This window comes from Roseateles sp. P1_C6 (assembly GCF_056406315.1).
This window is the reverse complement of sequence record NZ_JBFUAK010000001.1, coordinates 101167-118790: the sequence shown is the minus strand read 5'-3', so window position 1 is coordinate 118790 and position 17624 is coordinate 101167. Positions and strand designations below refer to the sequence as shown.

Annotated in this window: 16 protein-coding genes; 1 reads left to right on the top strand and 15 read right to left on the bottom strand. The window is 70.9% G+C overall.

The window, feature by feature from the left end; all coding sequences use genetic code 11:
* Positions 1–6 precede the first annotated feature (6 nt).
* The 15 genes from AC1D29_RS00395 to gspG form a co-directional block, all read right to left on the bottom strand.
* Positions 7–1668 carry a ShlB/FhaC/HecB family hemolysin secretion/activation protein gene (locus tag AC1D29_RS00395; protein ID WP_477893638.1) on the bottom strand — a complete coding sequence of 554 codons (1662 nt, stop codon included), beginning with the start codon at positions 1666–1668 and terminating at the stop codon, positions 7–9.
* 85 nt (positions 1669–1753) lie between these two features.
* The gene (locus AC1D29_RS00390; RefSeq protein WP_477893636.1) at positions 1754–2908 is read right to left on the bottom strand and encodes a PEP-CTERM sorting domain-containing protein; all 1155 of its coding nucleotides are present in this window, start codon (positions 2906–2908) and stop codon (positions 1754–1756) included.
* Positions 2909–3066: 158 nt separating this feature from the next.
* Positions 3067–4506, bottom strand: a complete 1440-nt coding sequence (locus AC1D29_RS00385) for a hypothetical protein (RefSeq protein ID WP_477893634.1) — start codon at positions 4504–4506, stop codon at positions 3067–3069.
* 113 nt (positions 4507–4619) lie between these two features.
* Positions 4620–5357, bottom strand: coding sequence for a PEP-CTERM sorting domain-containing protein (locus AC1D29_RS00380; RefSeq protein WP_477893632.1), 738 nt, complete (start codon positions 5355–5357; stop codon positions 4620–4622).
* A 256-nt stretch (positions 5358–5613) separates the two neighbouring features.
* The gene (locus AC1D29_RS00375; protein ID WP_477893630.1) at positions 5614–6459 is read right to left on the bottom strand and encodes a helix-turn-helix transcriptional regulator; all 846 of its coding nucleotides are present in this window, start codon (positions 6457–6459) and stop codon (positions 5614–5616) included.
* Positions 6460–6593: 134 nt separating this feature from the next.
* Positions 6594–7097 (bottom strand): type II secretion system protein, encoded by a 504-nt coding sequence (locus tag AC1D29_RS00370; RefSeq protein WP_477893628.1) that lies wholly within the window; start codon positions 7095–7097, stop codon positions 6594–6596.
* Positions 7084–7464, bottom strand: a complete 381-nt coding sequence (locus AC1D29_RS00365; RefSeq protein WP_477893626.1) for a type II secretion system protein — start codon at positions 7462–7464, stop codon at positions 7084–7086. The genes AC1D29_RS00370 and AC1D29_RS00365 overlap by 14 nt, the downstream gene beginning before the upstream one ends.
* The gene (locus tag AC1D29_RS00360; protein ID WP_477893624.1) at positions 7464–7952 is read right to left on the bottom strand and encodes a type II secretion system protein; all 489 of its coding nucleotides are present in this window, start codon (positions 7950–7952) and stop codon (positions 7464–7466) included. The genes AC1D29_RS00365 and AC1D29_RS00360 overlap by 1 nt, the downstream gene beginning before the upstream one ends.
* Positions 7930–10089, bottom strand: a complete 2160-nt coding sequence (locus AC1D29_RS00355; RefSeq protein WP_477893622.1) for a secretin N-terminal domain-containing protein — start codon at positions 10087–10089, stop codon at positions 7930–7932. The genes AC1D29_RS00360 and AC1D29_RS00355 overlap by 23 nt, the downstream gene beginning before the upstream one ends.
* Entirely contained in the window at positions 10086–10601 is a 516-nt protein-coding gene (locus tag AC1D29_RS00350; protein ID WP_477893620.1) for a hypothetical protein, read from the bottom strand. The genes AC1D29_RS00355 and AC1D29_RS00350 overlap by 4 nt, the downstream gene beginning before the upstream one ends.
* On the bottom strand, positions 10598–11113 hold the full coding sequence (locus AC1D29_RS00345) for a hypothetical protein (protein WP_477893618.1): 516 nt from the start codon (positions 11111–11113) through the stop codon (positions 10598–10600). Before AC1D29_RS00345 ends, AC1D29_RS00350 begins: the two co-directional genes overlap by 4 nt.
* Complete coding sequence (locus AC1D29_RS00340) at positions 11110–12171, bottom strand: PilN domain-containing protein (RefSeq protein WP_477893616.1); 1062 nt, start codon at positions 12169–12171, stop codon at positions 11110–11112. The genes AC1D29_RS00345 and AC1D29_RS00340 overlap by 4 nt, the downstream gene beginning before the upstream one ends.
* Positions 12152–13690: a GspE/PulE family protein gene (locus tag AC1D29_RS00335; protein WP_477893614.1), complete on the bottom strand. Its 1539-nt coding sequence runs from the start codon at positions 13688–13690 to the stop codon at positions 12152–12154. Before AC1D29_RS00335 ends, AC1D29_RS00340 begins: the two co-directional genes overlap by 20 nt.
* Positions 13687–14871, bottom strand: coding sequence for a type II secretion system F family protein (locus tag AC1D29_RS00330; RefSeq protein ID WP_477893612.1), 1185 nt, complete (start codon positions 14869–14871; stop codon positions 13687–13689). Before AC1D29_RS00330 ends, AC1D29_RS00335 begins: the two co-directional genes overlap by 4 nt.
* A 77-nt stretch (positions 14872–14948) precedes the next feature.
* On the bottom strand, positions 14949–15377 hold the full coding sequence (gene gspG / locus AC1D29_RS00325; RefSeq protein ID WP_477893610.1) for a type II secretion system major pseudopilin GspG: 429 nt from the start codon (positions 15375–15377) through the stop codon (positions 14949–14951).
* Positions 15378–15513: 136 nt separating this feature from the next.
* Here gspG and AC1D29_RS00320 point away from each other — a divergent pair, with 136 nt between their 5' ends.
* The gene (locus tag AC1D29_RS00320; RefSeq protein WP_477893608.1) at positions 15514–17454 is read left to right on the top strand and encodes a S8 family serine peptidase; all 1941 of its coding nucleotides are present in this window, start codon (positions 15514–15516) and stop codon (positions 17452–17454) included.
* Positions 17455–17624: the final 170 nt, after the last annotated feature.

The following is a 17624-nucleotide window of genomic DNA, read 5'->3' as shown; positions in this document are numbered from 1 at the left end:
TCGGCCTCAGAAACGCAGTGCGGCACGCACGTGCACGCGCTCGGTGGGCAGGCTGCGGCCCGTGACATCGCGGTGGCGGCGCGCCCAGTCCAGCGCCAGGCTCAAGCCCGGCTGCAGGCCCAGCCGCACGCCCACGCCGGTGCCCAGCAGCGTGCTGCGGTGCGGCTGGCCGGGCTCGGGCTCGATCAGTGCCACGCGGGCCACGTCGCCAAAGCCGAACACGACCAGCTCGGTGAACGGCGGCAGGTTGGCGCCGTCAAAGGCCTTCAGCAGCGCCGGCGCGAGGTTGCGGCTGCGCAGCTCGAACGACGCCAGCACGCCGTAGTCGGCCGACACGGCGCCCTCGGCATAGCCGCGCACCGAGTCGGCACCGCCGACCGAGAACTGCTCGGCGCTGACCAGCGGCTGGCTGGCCAGCTGGCCACCGATGCGCAGCGCCCATTCGGTGAGGCCGATGCGGCGGCTGCCTCGCCAGTCGAGCTTGAAGGTCGTGAAGCCACCATCGGCGCCTCGGCGCTTGCAGGCGAACTGGTCGGCCACGCCGAAGCTGCCGTCGGCCAGCTGGCAGTCCGTGCGGGTCTGCCGCCACACCGGACGCAGACCGAACACGGCGTTGGCGCTGAGCTGCTGCTGGCCCCACTCGCCCCACCAGCTGCCGTTGTAGGCCGCCTGCAGCGGTGCATAGCGCAGCGGCGAACCGATGGTGCCGGCGCTGGTGTGCACGTCTTCCTTCAGGTCCTTGATGTCCAGGCCCAGCGACAGGCCGTGCGCCGCGTGGGTGTCGACGCGGTTCAGGCCGTAGCGAAAGCCCAGCGTCGAGCCCTCGCCCAGCACGCGCGTGCCGCCCAGGCTGCCCACGTCGCTGCTGGAGTTGACGGCGCTGAAGCTCAGCGATGCGCCGTCGTCCAGCGGCACGAGGTAGTTCAGCACCAGCACCTGCGACTGGCTGGGTTGCAGGGGCGCGGTCAGTGCGGTCAGCGACAGCGAGTGGTCGCGCTGGAACAGGTTGTCGTAGTGCAGGTTGACGGCGGCGCGCAGCGGCTCGGTGCCGGCGGCCGCCGCGTTGTTGATCTCGACGCTGCCGCCGAAGGGCAGCCGGTCGCTGACCTTCAGCTCGGCCTCCACCGTGCCCGGCTCGCGGCCCGGGCGCAGCACCGGCTGGACGCGCCGTTCGGCCGTCTGGCTGAGCGCGGCGACCTGCTGCTGCACGACGTTGAAGTTGGGCACCTTGCCCTCGGCCAGTTCGGCGGCGACGGCGCGGATGCGGCCCTGGTCGAAGTAGCGCGAGCCGGTCACGTAGAGCTTGTCGACGCGGCCTTCCAGCACCGTCAGGCGCACGAGGCCGGCGTCGATGCGCTGCTCGGGCACATCGACGAAGACGGTCAGGAAGCCGGCGCTCTGGTAGGCCTTCTCCAGCGCGGCACGCGCGCCTTCGATGGCCGCCATGTCGCGGCCCTCGCCCATGAACGGCATGACGGCGGCTTCGACCTGGGGAGCGCTCAGGCGCGTGTTGCCTTCGATCTCGAACTCGAGGATGTCGAAGCGCAGGGCCGCTTGCGTGGCGTTCTGCGCAACGGCGGGCAGGCTGCCGGCACACAGCGCCACAGCGATTGCAAACAACAAGAGGCAGCGCGCCCCCAGGCGGGCGCGCATCGAACCGGCATCCATGAAAACAGTGTCCCGAGGGCGGGTGAAGCGGTCGTGAAAAGGCGACCGCAATCGCGTCGATTTCGCCGAGATCGGCGAGCGTCGCTCAGCAGCGTCGGCGCGCGCGCAGGGCCAGCGCCGCCAGGCCCAGGCCCATCAAGCCCCAGGTCGCGGGCTCCGGCACGGGGCTGATGTTGCTGCCCAGGTTGAGCGTGTCACCGCCGGGCACAGCGATGAGGCGGGCGCGGCCGTAGCTGGCCGCGAAGTCGGTGCGCAGGCGCAGCAGCGAGCCGGCGGCGGTTTGCGGCTGGGTCATCGACGCCTCCAGCGTGTAGCTGAGGATGTAGTCGCCGTTCGGCGCCACACCCAGGCCCCAGTAGGCATCGTGGCCGCCAGCCAGGGTGCCGTTGTCGAACTCATCGACGGCGGGGGCGACGTCGCTGACGTCGCTGCTGGTTGTGACGCTGTAGAACCAGGACGATTTGCCGACCGGGTTCATGATGCTCGCGTGTCCGTTGGACACCATGGCGCCGCCGGCCTGGAACATGACGGCCGCATAGCCGGGTGACGCGATCGTGTCAAAACTCGAGCCGTCCTTGAGCGGGGCGTTCGCGCCGGTGCAACGCGTTGGGGCCGCCGCGCACTGGTGGGTGTTGTTGGCGTTGCCGCCGCCAGCGTTGAGGTTGGCGGCATAGGCCGTGAAGTTGCCGACGGAGTCGCCCAGCTCGCTGTTGTTGAAGATGGCGCCGGGATTGAGCGCATTGCCGTTCTCGTCGATGCCCACCAGCGTCGAGTAGTTCGGGTTGCGTACGCCGGAGGCCTGCGTGCCGGTGTTCAGCGTCATGAAGGCGGTTCTGAAGCCGCCCTGGCTTTCGAGTTCCGCATCCGTCTGCACGCCCAGGATGCCCCAGATCTGCTGGCTGGCGCCGCCCGATTGCGCGATGAATTGCTGGAACAGCGGATCGGCGTTCAGCGGCGAGAACAGCTTCTGGTAGCCCGCATCCTGCTGGCCGTGGACGAACAGGTTCTTGCTGGTGTCGCCCGCGGCGTATTGGCTGGAATAGGCGAGCACGCCCAGGTCCTTGGAATACGACACCTTGGCGACGGGATCCCAGATCACCAGCAGCAGCTCGGGCAGGTTGGTGCCGGCACCGGCACTGGCGGCGGTGGCATCGCCCACCATGATGTCGGCGTGCGCGCTGGGCAGCGCCAGGGTCAGGGAGGTCGTCAGCAGGGCCAGGGTCAGGCGGGAAGAAATCATGGCAGTCGGGGTGTTGGAGTCGGGGCGTGGGGAGCACTCGGCGATGCCGGCATGCGTGATCGCGGGCATGGCGGAGGACTCGTCAAACGAGGCCGCCGGAAGCGCAACGCTTCCGGCGGAGAGGGGCCCTGGCCGCGGCTGCGGCCAGGGAGGCAGCCTTACTTCGTCATGCGCACGAAGGAGCAGCTGTTGGCGCTGATGCGGTTGGTGTGCGAGGTGTAGCTCTTGGTCGTGGCATCCAGGTCAGCCCAGGCGCCGGAGACGGTGGACGGCAGGGCGGCCAGGCCGTTCTGCAGATCCGGGTCCAGGCCTTGCAGGATGGATGCCTTGCCCAGCTCGGCGCGCAGCTTGCTGAGCAGCGCCAGCACGTCGGCAGCCGGGGCGTTGGCGGCACCGCTCTTGGCCCACTGCATCGAGGCTTCGACGGCGAAGTCGTATTCGCCGGCGATCAGCGCAGCACGGCTGGGCGTGGCGCCGCTGAGCTTGACGTAGCGGTAGCCTTTCTCACCACCGTTGGCCAGCGGGTTGTTCTCACGGCCCAGCACGCCGAAGGCGTAGCCGCCGCCGGTGGCGTCAGCCAGAGCTTCGACGTTGCCGAGGCAGGTTTCAACGGCGCCGGTGCTGCTGTTCTGCAGCGTCGTGATGGAACCCGTCACGGCCAGCGTGGCGCTGGTCGTGCCGGCGGTGGGCGAGAACTGGTTCGTGGCGCCACCGCAGGGGTTGTTGGCGAAGTAGACGTTGGACGCGGCTTGCGTGCCCGAGCCCGGCGTGCGGCGGCAGACGTTGATGCGCTTGTTGTTGATGTTGCTGTCGACCGAGGCGGGGATCAGCAGGTTCCAGCCCTTCTTGGAGGCGGCGCTGCCCAGCAGCTGGCCGGTCAGGGCGCCGCTGATGAAGCTCTTGGGGACGCTGGGCTGGGCGGCGGCGGATTCGTCGATCTCGGTGGCGCTGGCGGCGACCAGGCCTTGCGCCTTCTGCAGGGCCAGGTAGAGCTTCTTGTTGACGGCCACGCCGAAGATGTTCTGCACGAAGCCGGCGGCGTCGAGGCCGGAGGTGTCGAGCAGGCTGCCGCCGTTGATCGCGGCTTGCAGCAGGGCGGGCTCGACGTCGGAGAAACCGGCGTGGGCCAGGCCGGCGGTCGTGCCGGCGCAGATGAAGCCGGCCTTCTGGATGTCGGTCGCGGGCGACACGCCACCGGCGGCGGCCGTGCAGCTGCCGTCCAGCAGCATGTGGGTCTGGGTCGCGTCAGCGGTCACCAGCGGCGTCACGCCCTGGGAAGAGCCGCCGGCATCACGCTTGTAGACGACGACCGGCGTGCCGACAGGCCAGGTGCCGATGGCGACCTTGGTCTTGAACGAGTAGGCGCGATGGTTGGCACCGGTGGCCGAATCGAAGAAGACGTCGAACGTGGCCGGCTGGGCCAGGTCGGCCTGGATGTACGCACCGATCAGCAGGCGCAGTGCCGAGGCGCCGGCCAGGCGGACTTCCTTCAGCGAGCCGTCGCCGCGGGCGGCGACGATCTCGGCGGGGGTCAGGGCGTGAGCGGCGCCGAAGGAGGCGAGGCAGGCCAGGGCGATCAGGGTGGAACGGAGCTTCATGAGGATGGCTTTCGAAGAAAGGCTGTCGGGCAGAGCTCCGCCAGCCCGACCCCTTGCTGGGATCGGCTGGCGGTGAGCGGATGGGGGGCCGGGCGCGAGTCCCGGCAGGTCAATCAGGCCGACTTGCGGCGGCGGGCCACGAAGCCGACGGCGGCCAGGCCGGCAAACAGCATCGCGTAGGTGCTGGGTTCAGGCACGGCGGCCGTGATCGTCACGGTGCTGCCGTTGAAGTTGGCGGTGGTGGTCAGCACTTCAAACTGCGACGGGGCATCGCTGACTTCGTTGGACGGCGTCAGGTAGACCATCTTGGCTTCGGTGCCGACGGCGTTGCGGGCGTTGAAGAAGCTGTTGAACGACGTCACGCCGTTGTCGAGGTAACCGGGGGCGCCGAGCACCTGGGCCAGGCGGTTGTTGGCAACCTTGGGGTTGGACAGCGCGTCGTTGTTGAAGAACAGGATGGCCAGGTTGTTGGAGCCGTCGTTGGACTGGCTGTTCTGGATCGTGCCCAGGGCCTGGTTGGCGTTGACGGTCGTCCAGGCGTTGATTTCACCGGGCGAGAAGCCGTCGGCCAGGGGCTGCACGGCAATGATGGCCCACTGCGTGTTGGCGCCACCGAAGGCGACAAACTTGTTCCACTCGGCGCCGGCGACGGACTGGGTGAAGGAGGTGCCGCCTTGCAGCGCCTTGATGCCGTCGGCAGAGACGCCCAGGTCCTGGAAGTAGGAACCGGCGGCATTGGTGGCGATGAACACGTACTCGGCTTCGCCGAGGTTGCCGGCGGTCTGCACGGCCGCGAACGAAGGAGCGGCAACGGCCACGAGGGCGGCCAGGGCGAGGGTCTTGAACTTCATGGAGTTACTCCGTTGTCAGTTGTGAGGGGACGCTCGGCCGACATGGCCGCGTCCGTCACGCCTGGCTGCCTCCCCTGGATCGCGTGCTGCGATCGGCGGTGGCCTTGGGCGCCTGGGTCGGGTGACCCGCGTTCAAAGAGCAGTGATCGACAAGATCGTTTGCCGGCATTCTTGTGGGCGCAGGTGACACCCGCACCAGCGCGTGATTTCGTTCGCAGTCCGAACGGACTACGTGCAAACCCGTGTGGCGTGCGCGTCAGGTGATCACACGCGGCCGCGGGATGGGCGTCGACGCCGGCGCGCGCTCCAGCAACTGCAGCGACATGGCCTGCGCCACGGCCTGCGCGCGGTTGGCGGCATTGAGCTTGCGCAGGATCTTCTGCACATGGTTCTTCACCGTCAGCGCGCTGATGCCCAGCTCCTCGGCGATCTGCTGGTTGCTCTTGCCCTCGCGCAGCCAGCCGAGGATCTCGCGCTCGCGCTGCGTGACGCCGCCGATCTTGATCGTCGGCGGCAGCGATGCGCCGGCGCTGCCGACGTCGCGCTCCACCGCCTGCACGCGTTGCCAGGCGCCGTGGATGTGAGGCGTGAGCAGCTCCAGCCGGCTGGCGTTTGCCGCCAGCGCGCCGCCGTCCTGCGCGGCGAAGACGAAGAAGCTCTCGATCTCCTGCGGCCGCTGCGGGCGCGACACGCCGTGCACCAGCACGGTCTGGAACTGCGCGGCCAGCAGCGCGTCGCGCACGCCACCCAGCGATGCGAAGGCCAGGTCGGCGGTCGAGATGACGGTGGGTTTGCAGCGTCCGTCCAGCCAGCAGGCCTGCCAGTGCTGCATCAGCAGGCTGCGCGCGTCGCCCAGCGCATCCATCAGCGCCGGCTCCAGGCTGACGCTGTTGAAGACGTCGAACAGCAGCTCGCGCGCGCCACGGTCGTAGCTGCCGCAGACGGCCAGCTGGTGCGGGATCAGGCGGCTCAGGTAACTCTGCGTCCAGACGAAGAACTGGTAGCGGCGCCGCACCGTCAGCGCGGACTCGGCCGCACGAACGATGGCCTCGACGGGATCGTTCGCGGGGTTCGTGTCGGACGGGTGGTCGTTGGGGGTCATGGGCAGCGTGTTGGGTGTCGCGGGAGCAGCGGATGGCGCGTCACAAAACTTCGCAACGAACTTACAGACCGGAAACTCTAGGAACAAGCCGTGACCGTGCGTTGAAGACTTGCGCAGGTCATGGGCCGTTCGGACTATTCCGGCGGGCTGGCTGGGGCGGTCGTTGGTGTCATGAAGACCCAGTCATGCGCCGTCGCGCGGCCGCCGGCGCTGGCCAACAGGCGGCGCTGCGACGCGCTGCGCACGCCGACGATGCCGCTGGCCGTCGGCGCGCTTGCCGCCCCGTCGCCTTCGGCGGCCACCACGGCCTGGCCGAGTACCAGCTCCCAGTCGGGCTTGCCGGTGAAGGGGTCGGCATAGAGCTGGCGCAGATGCCGCTGAGCCTTGGGGAAGCGCCGGTCGGCGAGCAGGTCGTCCAGCCGCTGCGGCAGCGGCAGGTGGCCCGCGGGCGTGCGCTCGGCATAGCGGCCCAGCGCGGCGGCGATGGCCTCGCCGCGAAAGCGCAACTCGGCCTCGCGCTCGCGCTGCTGGCGCGTGGTCTCCCGCTCACCCAGCGCCGCCAGCGCGACGCCGCCCAGCGCCAGCACGAAGAGCAGCCAGAGGTAGGTGAAGCCGCATTGGGGGCTACCAGTCCGCATAGAGGCTTCCGTCGGGCGCGCGGCCGGCAGCGCCGCTGCGCACATCACCCACCTGGCCGGCCAGATCGGCGTTGGCCGGCGGCGGCAGCGTGACCCAGCTGGTGGCGTTGCCGGTCAGCGGGTCCTCGGGCACCTGGCGCAGGTAGCGGTCCTGCACCAGCTGCGCCAGCGATTCGGGGTAGCGGCCCTTGTCGGCGGCGTACTTGTCCAGCGCGTCGCGCATGACGGCCAGCGACGAGCGCAACGCGTTGTGCTTGGCGCGGTCCACCGACTGGAAATAGCGCGGCGCGGTGATGCCGGCCAGCAGCGCCACGATGGCCATGACGACGATCAGCTCGATGAGCGTGAACCCGCGGGACCGCTTCATCACCAATCCCGATACCGCGAGCCATCGATGGCGGTGCCTTCAGTGCGCGAGTACACGTCGAACACGTCGCGCCCCGGCGCCGGTGACTCGGGCGGGCTGTCGTAGCTGCGCAGGCCCCAGGTCTGCGCGGCGGGCAGGCTGGCGTCGGCCAGCGGGTCGCGCGGCAGGCGGCGCAGGAAGTAAAGCCGCTTCTGCCGCGACGGGTCCTTCGCGTCGGGCACGCCCTGCACCAGGCTGTCGAGGTCGGGCGGGTAGCCGCTGTCGCCCACCTTCAGCGTGATGCGGCCTTCGCGCGCGGCCAGCCAGTAGGCGTCCAGCCCGTTGCGTACCGTGCGCAGCGCCTGGCGCAGCTCGGCCTCGCGCTGGCGCTTGTGCACCCACACGGCCAGCGGCTGTGCGGCGGCCGCCAGGATGCCGACGATGGTGACCACCGCCAGCATCTCCACCAGCGTGAAACCCCGCCGATCAAGGCGTGCGCACTTCGACATGGCCTTCGCCTTCCACGCGCACGTTGAGCGCTTCGCCCTTGGGGCCGGTGGCCTTGGCGTTGACGAACTCGACGATGCCCGACTGGCCCGCTGCGCCGGGCCGCGCGCGCAGCACGATGACCTTCTGCGCCTGCGGGGCCAGCGCGACCTCGACGCTGCCGCTGCTGGCGTCGGCGCCGCTGACGTCGGCGCGCGAAAACAGCGACACGTCGTAGGTCAGCGTGCCGGCCACGGGCACGGTGGCGGTGTTGGTCAGGCCGACGGACAGCGTCTCGCCGACGGCGGCGTTGGCGGAGGTCTGCATCTCCACGACCGCCTCGCCCGGCCGTGCGACGGCGGCTGCCGGCTGCGCGATGGCCGCCGGCTCCGTCCCCGCCAGCGGCGCCGCCACGCTGCCGCGCGAGCGCAGCCGCACGCCCTCTGCGCCGGGGTTGGCGTCAAAGCCCGACGCGAGGATGCTCTGGCTGGCCTCCGGCAGGCTGAGGTTGCGCAGCACATGCGGCGTGATCAGCAGCACGATCTCGGTCTTCTTGCGGCTGTCGGTGTGCACGCCGAAGAGCCGGCCCAGCAGCGGTGCTTCCGATGCATAGGGCACGCCGCTGATGTTCTTGCGGTCCTCGTCGTTGATGAGGCCGGCCAGCACCTGCGTCTCGCCGTCGCGCAGCCGCAGCGAGGTGCTGGCCGTGCGCGAGCCGATGCGGTAGGCGCTGGTGGGTTGCGGGCCGCCCGAGCTTTCCTTCAGCCCCAGGCTGCTGACCTCGAGGTTGACCTTCATGACCACCTCGTTGTCCAGCTGCACGGTGGGCTCCACCTCCAGCTTCAGGCCCACGTCGATGTAGGTCACGGCGGTGGACACGCCCACGTTGGCCGTGGACGTGCTGGTGAACACCGGCACGCGGTCGCCGATCTGGATCTTGGCCTTCTCCTTGTTGCGCGCGCGCAGCTTGGGGTTGGCCAGCAGGTTGCTCGTGCCCGTGGCGCCCTTCAGCCGCGCCGCGACCACCGGGTTGGCCACCAGCGTGCGAAAGCTGCCGCGCGAACTCCACGGCACCAGGGCCGCGGCGACGTCGGCGCTGCCATAGGTCGCATCCGTCGCCCAGTTCAGGCCGGCCTCGGCGGTGCGGTCGGTGCCCAGCTCCAGCACCTCCACGTCCAGCATCACCTCGGGCTCGGGCAGGTCCAGGCCGGCCACCAGCTGCTCGATCATCGCGATGACCTCGGGGGTGTCGCGCGCCACCAGCAGGTTCAGCCGCTCGTCGATGAACAGGTCGCGCGTCTTGGCCATCATGCGCACCAGCGCCTGGGCCTGCTTCACATCGGCGTTGTTCAGGTAGAAGCTGCGCGTCACCAGCTCCTGGTGCTCGCGCTGCTTCTGCGGCGTGTTGGGGTAGATCAGCACCGAGTTGTCGTTCAGCAGCTTGCGCTCCAGCTGCTGCGTGCTGAGGACGATGCGCATCGCCTCGTCGACGCTGACGTCCTTCAGGTACAGGCTCACGCGCGCATCGGCCTTCACGTCCTTGTCGAACACGAAGTTGACGCCCGCGCCGCGCCCAAGCGCCTCGAAGACCGTGCGCAGCGGCGCGTCGCGGAACTCCAGGCTGACCGGCTTCTGGTAGGCCGCGGCCAGCGTCGACGGCACCGGCGGCGGCGCATAGCGCTGGCGCAGCTTCTGCTGCAACGACAGCGCCAGCGGTTGCCCCGGGTCTTCGGCCAGCACCTGCGTGACGGTGTCGCGCGCCGCATCCAGCTGGCCGGCCTGCAGCTGGCGCGAGGCCTGGGCCAGCCTGGCCTCGTGCGTGCGGGCTCGGCGCAGGGCCGCCTGCAGCGCGCGGGTTCGCGGGGCCTGGGCATCCACGGCCTCCATGCGCTGCAGCAGCTCGGCCGTCGCGTCCAGCTGGCCTATCGCGCGGGTGCTCTCGGCCTGCGTCGCCAGCGCCAGCAGGCTCAGCTCGCGCTGGCGTTGCAACGCGACGCGCAGCTCGGCGTCCTGCGGTGCGCTGGCAGCCGCCTCGCGCAGCAACCGCCAGGCGCTTTCGTGCTCGCCGCGGCGGGCCAGTGCGTCGGCCTCGCGCAGCGCGGGGTTCGTCGCGCAGGCCGCCAGCAGCAGGACGAGAGAGAAGGCAAGGAGTCGGGTCATGCGGCAGCCGAAGCGGCAAAAGGAATGAACTGGGACAGGCCCAAGGGCAGGAAGGTCAGGCGCAGGCCGCCGGGCTCGATGGCGTCGACGCGCCACTGGCCGTCCACGACCTCGCCCACGCCGACGACGGCGCTGCGTTGTGGGTTGTTCAGGATGGCGCGCGGGCGGCTGTCGGTCAGGCGGCCGACGAGCTGGTAGGGAAAAGGCGGGGCGGTGGGGGCCTGAGGTTCTTCGGCGGCGGCCTCGGCCGGTGGCGCGAGCGCAGCGGCCGCGACGGGTGCTGCTTCGCCCCAGGCGCTTTGGGCTTGTGGGTCCAGCGCCGGCCATTCGCCGCGCGCGCTCGCGGCGGGGCCGGGCCAGTCGGCTGCGACCGTGGCCGCCGCTGTCATCGCGCGGCGCGGCGCGGTGGTGATGGGCTCGGCCTCATCTTCGCGAGACACCCAGGCCGTCGCGGCCAGGCTCAGGCCCAGCGCGCCGAACAGCGCGAGCTGGCGCGGCGCCGGCCGCTTCATGGCGCCACCCTCGTGTGCAGCACCCAGGCCAGCTCGGCCTTCAACTGGCCATTGGGTTCGCGGCGCAGGCGCAGGCTGTCCAGCGCCAGCGCGGGGTCACGCCGCAGGGCCTCGGCGACGAAATCGCGCAGCGCGCCGTAGCGGCCGTTGAGCTGCATCGCCACGCGGTACTGCGCCAGGCCCAGCTCGCGGTCCGCCTGGTAGCGGAACTCGCTGCGCGGCCAGGGCAGGCCCAGCTCGGTGGTCAGCGCCAGCAGCGCCGCGGTGCGGGCCTGGCGCTCGCTGTCGGGCGGCAGGCTGGCGGCCAGCGCCGTGCCGTCGTCGGCCGGGAGGGCGGCGGCGCTGCGCGGCTGCAGCGCGGCGCGTTGGTGGCTGATGGCCTGGCGTTGTGCGTCCAGCCGTGCCTGCTCGCGCGGCAGCCACGCGGCGCCGATGACGGCGGCCAGCGTCAGCCCCGCGGCCAGCGCGGCCGGCCAGCCCAGGCGCCGCGCCCTGTCCAGCCAGCGCTTCACCGCGCGGCCCCGGTGCGACGCACCAGCTCAAAGCGCAGGCCCGCCTCACCGCTCCCTTCGGGGCGCTGCAACCGGGTCAGCACGACCTCGTCGCCGGGCGGCGCCTGCATCGCCAGGCGGTCGACGAGGCGGGTCACCGCATCGGGCTCGCCGGCCTGGCCCTCCAGGCGCAGCGCCTGGCGGTCCAGGTCCAGTGCGGCGAGCTGCAGGCCGGTGGGCAGCGCGCGCTCGACGTCGCTCCACAGCGCCAGCCAGTCGGTGTCGAGCTGGCGAGACACGGCCCAGGCGCGGCTGCGCGCGGCGGCGTTGGGCGGTCTGGCTTTCGCGGCCACGGCGGGGCGGGCGATGCGGTCCAGCACGGCCGCCTGCTCTTGCAGGCGCTGCGCTTCCTCGTGTTGACCCTGGGCCTGCACGGCGACCAGCGCGCAGGCGGCGGCGGCCGTGGCGGCCCAGGCCCACACCAGCGGCCGGGCGCGCGCGGGCTGGGCGACGAAGTCGGGGCCCGTTCTGCCGCTCGCCTGACCCAGCAAGTCCTTCGCATGGACGATATGGGTGTCCTTCAGTTCCGCCAGCAGCTCGTCGTCGACATGGCGCTGCTGCAGCTCGACCAGCTGGCCGTCACACCGGCGCAGCCAGGTCAACGTGCCGCCATCGACGACGGCGGTGTCGCCCTCCGTCGCTGCCGCCAAGGTCCAGCTCGGCCGCAGCGACGTGATGCGCACGCGCTGTGCGGCCGCGGTGGTTTGCAGCGAAGCAAGATCGTCAGTCAGCGTGCAGGCGACGCGCTCCCAGGCCGTCAGTGGCCACTGCTGCGCCGTCGGGCCGAAGTAATGCGTGAACTGCAGCCGCGCGTAGCCGATCAAGGCGGCCTCGTCCGCCAGAGGCAGGTCCTGCGGCACCAGCAGGCTGTGCATGCGCTCCGGCCCGGCCAGCAGTTCGACGCGGGCACCCGCATGCGCCACGCACCAGGCCGCGAAGTCGGGCCAGGCCTGGCCTGGCCCATCGACGACGGCGCCGTCGGCCGTCAGCAGCAGCCGCTCAGTCCGCGAGCGTGACACGTTCAAGCTCCTCGAGTGTCGAGTCCCCACGCAAGACCAGGGCGACTGCCGCATCGCGCAGCGAGCGCATGCCGCGCCCGCGCGCCATCTCCTTGATGCGGGAGAGCGGTGCCCGGCTGGCGATCAGGTCGCGCAGTTCGTCGTCCAGCCACAGCAGCTCGCTGACCGCGCGGCGGCCCTTGTAGCCGGTGCCGCGGCACTGCGTGCAGCCGCGGCCGTGCTGCAGTTGTGCGTCTTCCGGCAGACCGTGGTCGCGCAGCTGGGCGGGCGTCGTCGCCAGCGGCTTGAGGCAGTGCCGGCAGTTGATGCGCATCAGCCGTTGCGCCAGCACGCCGTTCAGCGCCGACACGACGTTGTAGAGATCCAGTCCCATGTGCATGAAGCGGCCCACCACGTCGAACGCGTTGTTGGCGTGCACGGTGCTGAAGACCAGGTGACCGGTCAGCGCGGCCTGTACGGCGATCTGCGCCGTCTCGGCGTCGCGGATCTCGCCGACCATGACGCGGTCGGGGTCGTGGCGCAGCACCGAGCGCAGGCCGCGCGCAAAGCTCAGGCCCTTCTTCTCGTTGACGGGGATCTGCACGACGCCGGGCAGCTGGTACTCGACCGGGTCCTCGATGGTGATGATCTTGTCGCGGCCGGTGTTGACCTCGCTGATCGCGGCGTACAGCGTGGTCGTCTTGCCGGAGCCGGTCGGGCCGGTGACGAGCAACATGCCGTGCGGCTGCCGCGCCAGTGCTCGGATCTGCGCGCGCGCGTCGGGCTCGAAGCCCAGCGAATCCAGCGTCAATGCACCTTGGGCCTCCACCTGCGCGCGGTCCAGCACGCGCACGACGGCGTCCTCGCCGAACACGCTGGGCATGATGGACAGCCGGAAGTCCACCTCGCGGCCCTGCACGCGCAGCTTGAAGCGGCCGTCCTGCGGCAGCCGGCGCTCGCCGATGTCCAACTCGGCCATGACCTTGAGCCGCGACACCAGCTGCTCGGCCGCCTGCACGCCGTCGATGGCCTTCACTTCCAGCATGACGCCGTCGATGCGGCTGCGGATCTTCATGCCGCGCAGCTGGCACTCGAAATGGATGTCGCTGGCGCCGTCCTGCAGCGCGTCGTACAGCGTCGCGTCCAGCAGGCGCACGACGGGGCTGGCCTGCTCTGACAGGTTCAGCGCCGACAGCTCCTGCGCGGCCTCGGCGTGCTGGCCATCGCCAAAGCTCTCGGCCATGGCGCCCAGCGCGCGGTAGTCGGCCTCGCCGGCTTCCAGCAGCGCGTCGATGTCGGCCGCCTCGCAGGGCCACCACAGCACCGGCTTCTTCAGCCGCGACTCAATGCGCAGCCGCAGCAGCGGCTCCAGCGGCCGGTCGGCCAGCAACGCCAGCCGTCCGCGCGCCGACGTGGCCATCACGGCGCGCCAGCGCTGGGCGTCGGCATGCGGCCAGGGTTCGAACGTCAAGGTCCACGGCGCATCGGACGCGGGCAGACGATCCAGCACGTCGGGCGAGGTATCGACGTGGGCGTTCATTGCACCTGGTCCACCAGCTGGAAGATCGGCAGGTACATCAGCACGACGACGGTGCCGATGACCAGGCCCATGATCAGCATCAGCGCCGGGTTGACGAGGCGTGTCACGAGGTCGGACAGCCGCGACAACTCCTCGTCGTAGAAGCCGGCGGCCTGCGCCAGCATCGCGCCCAGCTCGCCGCTGCTCTCGCCCACACGCAGCATGCGCAGCGACACCGGCGTCACCAGGCCTTCACGCTGCAGAGACAGCGACAGCCGCTCGCCCAGCCGCACGTGTTCGGTTGCGCGGTCCAGCGCCGCGCGCAGATGCGCTGCCGCGACGCCGCGCGCGTTGGCGAGTGCGGGCACGATGGGCACGCCCGCCAACTGCAGCATGGCGAGGACGCGGTACAGCTGGGCCAGCGCCAGCAGATGCAACTTGGGGCCGACCAGCGGCAGTTGCCACAGCCGCGCCTGCACGACCTCGCGCAGGCCACGCCGCCAGGCGAGCACCGGGGCGGCGATCAGCGCCGCCGCGATCAGCAGCAGCGCGGTCGGGTGGGCGCCGCTGAAGGCACCGACCGCGATCAACACGCGCGACGCGAACGGCAGGTCGCCGCCCACGCCGTCCAGCAGCCCGGCGAAACGCGGCACGACGAAGATCAGCAGGAACAGCACGACGGCCGTGCCCGCCGCGATCAGCATGGCCGGGTAGATGGCCGCGGCCACGAGCTTGCCGCGCAGTTGCTCGACCCAGGCCAGGTAGCTGGCTTGCTCGAACAATGCCTGCTCGACCTGGCCGCTGCGCTCGCTGGCCTCGACGACGGCGACGAACAGCGCGTCGAAGGCCTGCGGCTGCGAGGCCAGCGCCGTGGAGAACGACTCGCCGAGCTGGATGCGCGCGATGACACCCGCCAACGCGGCGCTGACCGCCGGCGGGTTGTCCTGCGACTGCAGCGTCTGTAGCGCCTCCAGCAGCGGGATGCCGGCGCGCAGCAGCACGGCCAGTTGCTGCGCGAATTGCCGGCGCGGGAAACGGCCGCTGCGTGCCTTCAGCGCGGCAACGCTGACGGGTTCGACGGCCAGCAGCGCCGCCGGCGACAAGCCCAGCACCGCCGCCACGCCGCTGGCGTCCGTCGCCTGCACCCGTGCCTGCGCCGGCTGGCGCCGGGTGTCGAGGTAGCGGACGTCGAACTCGGCCATGTCAGCGCCGCCCGGCCGCCCGAAGGCGCTGACGCGCCCCCTCGGGGGCAGCGAATGCAATGAGCTTGGGGGCATGTTCATTGCCAACTGGTGAGGTCGGCGTCTTCGCCTTCGCCGCCCGGGCGGCCGTCCTTGCCGAACGACAGCAAGTCGTACTCGCCATGCTCCCCCGGCGAGCGGTACTGGTAGTCCTGGCCCCAGGGGTCTTTCGGCAGCGCCTTGGCCAGGTAGGGCCCGGCCCACTTGGGCTCGTCGGTGGGCCGGGTCAACAGCACGGCCAGGCCTTGCTCGCTGCTGGGGTAGCGGCCCACGTCCAGCCGGTACTGGTCCAGCGACTTCTGCAGCGCGTCGATCTGTGCCTTGGTTGCCTTGACCTCGCTCTTGCCGATCTGGCCGAAGAACTTCGGGCCGACGTAACCGGCCAGCAGGCCGATGATGACCATGACGACGAGCAGCTCCAGCAGCGTGAAGCCGCGGCGACGGTGAAGGCGGGGTGAGGGGGTCATGGTCCGAATGGGTCAGGGCGGCGCAGCTTAGGAAGCCGCGGTGACCGGGCCGTGAATGACGGACAAGTGACGGCTGCCTTAGGCCATTCGGGTCATGTCATGGCCTCTTCACCGCAGCCACCTAACGTGACTCGTGATGAAGACGAACCTGCCCCCCCTCTCTCCTGCGCCGCGGCCTGCCTCGCGCGGTTTCCGTTTCAACCAGTTCGTGGCCGCTGCCACGGTGGCGACCGTCGCCGTGTCGGCCATCGGCCTGGCGGCGCAGCTGCAGTCGGTGGCCGCCGCGGTGTCGGGTTCGACGACGCTGATCGTCAAGCTGGCCGACGAACACCGCGATGACGCCCAGCAGCAGGCCTTGCTGCGCCGCGTGCTGGCAGACGCCGGCCTGCCGCTGAAGGCCGACCGGCCGCTGGGTTCCGGCTGGTGGCGGCTGCAAGGCCTGAGCGGCGACAGCCAGGCCTGGCTCGCTGCGCTGCGCGCCGACAAGCGGCTGTCGCATGCCATGCCCGACCTGCGCGAGCAACGTGCGGCCCTGCCCAACGACACGCTGTTCCGCGCCACCGACCCCGCCAATGCGCAGTGGTGGCTGGACGACCAGAACGACACGAGCAACGCCGGTGTGGCCGGCTTCACCAAGGCCTGGGACACGACCAAGGGCTCGGCCTCGCCCGTCATCGCGGTACTGGACTCGGGCATCACCTCGCACGGCGACCTGAACCCCAACCTGCTGCCCGGCTACAACTTCGTCAGCAAGCCCGAGTACGCGAACAATGGCGGCACGGGCCGCAGCGCCGGTGCCAACGACCCCGGCGACGCGCTGACCCAGGCCGAGTTCAACGGCAACACCGGGCTGTGGGACGGCTGCATCGTCAACCCGACCAACAGCTGGCACGGCACGCTGGTGGCCGGCCAGCTTGGCGCCGTCACCAACAACGCCGGCGGCGTGGCCGGCATCAACTGGAACGCGCGCATCCTGCCCGTGCGCGTGGCCGGCAAGTGCGGCGGCGCGACGGTGGCCGACATGGTCGACGGCATGCGCTGGGCTGCCGGCCTCACCGTGGCGGGCGTGCCGGCCAACGCCAATCCGGCCAGGATCCTCGTCATCGGCTTCGCCGGCGTCACGGGTGCGTCCTGCAATGTGGCCGACGCAGACGCCAACGTGGCGGCCGCCGGGCGGCTCTACAGCGATGCGATCACGGAGCTGCGCAACCTGGGCGTGCTGATCGTGGCGGCTGCGGGCAACCAGAGCGGCGCCGTGGGCCGGCCAGCCAACTGTGCCGGCGTCCTGGGCGTCACGGCGGCCAACCGCCAGGGCTTCAAGGCCATCTACGCCAACTTCGGCCCCGAGGTGCAGCTGGCGGTGCCCGGCGGTGATGCGAACAATGGCAAGACCTGCGACACCGAGCTGGCCGATCCCGGCATCGTGTCGACGATCAACACCGGCACGGCCGGGCCGTCGGCGGCCGGTTACGGCGCCGTCAGCGGCACCAGCTTCGCGGCGCCGCAGGTGGCGGGCACGGCGGCGTTGATGTGGTCGGCCAACCCGGCGCTGACGCTGGCGCAGGTCGAGGCCGGCCTGAAGGCCAGCGCGCGGCCGCATGTGACGGCCTATGCGCTGGGTTACTGCACCACGCTCAACAAGCAGCGCTGCACGCTGAACGGCACGACCGGCGGCGCCGGCCTGCTGGACGCCGCCGAGGCCGTGAAGTACGCGCTGACGCCGACCAGCTACACGGCCCCCACGCGCAGCACGCTGGGCCTGCAGAGCACCAACCTGAGCCGCTGCGGCGTGGCCCAGGGCAGCACGGCGATCCCGGTGCCTGCGCCATCTCCAGCGCCCGGCCCGGCCCCCGCACCCGCCCCGGCTCCAACCCCCGCGCCCAGTCCAGCGCCCAGTCCAGCGCCCAGTCCCGCGCCCAGTCCCGCACCGGCGGCGGCGGGTGGCGGTGGGGCCGCATCGCCCTGGTGGCTGGCCGCGCTTGCAGTCGCTGCATTGAACCTGCGCCCGCGACGCGGCCCTGCCCGGCGGGACAGGCGCGAGGGCGCTTGCGCTGCGTCGGATGACGGCCGGCGATGACCTGAATCGCAGGCCACCAGCGGGTGCTCGGTGAAATGGTGTCACCCGGTTGTCCTGCCGAGTGGTCGCATGGCGGCCAGCAATTCATGGGCAGCGAAGATCAGTGAGCGCCGCGGTCCGCGGACTGCCGCTGCCCCGCACTCGAATACCTAGGGTTTGCCAAGGGCTGT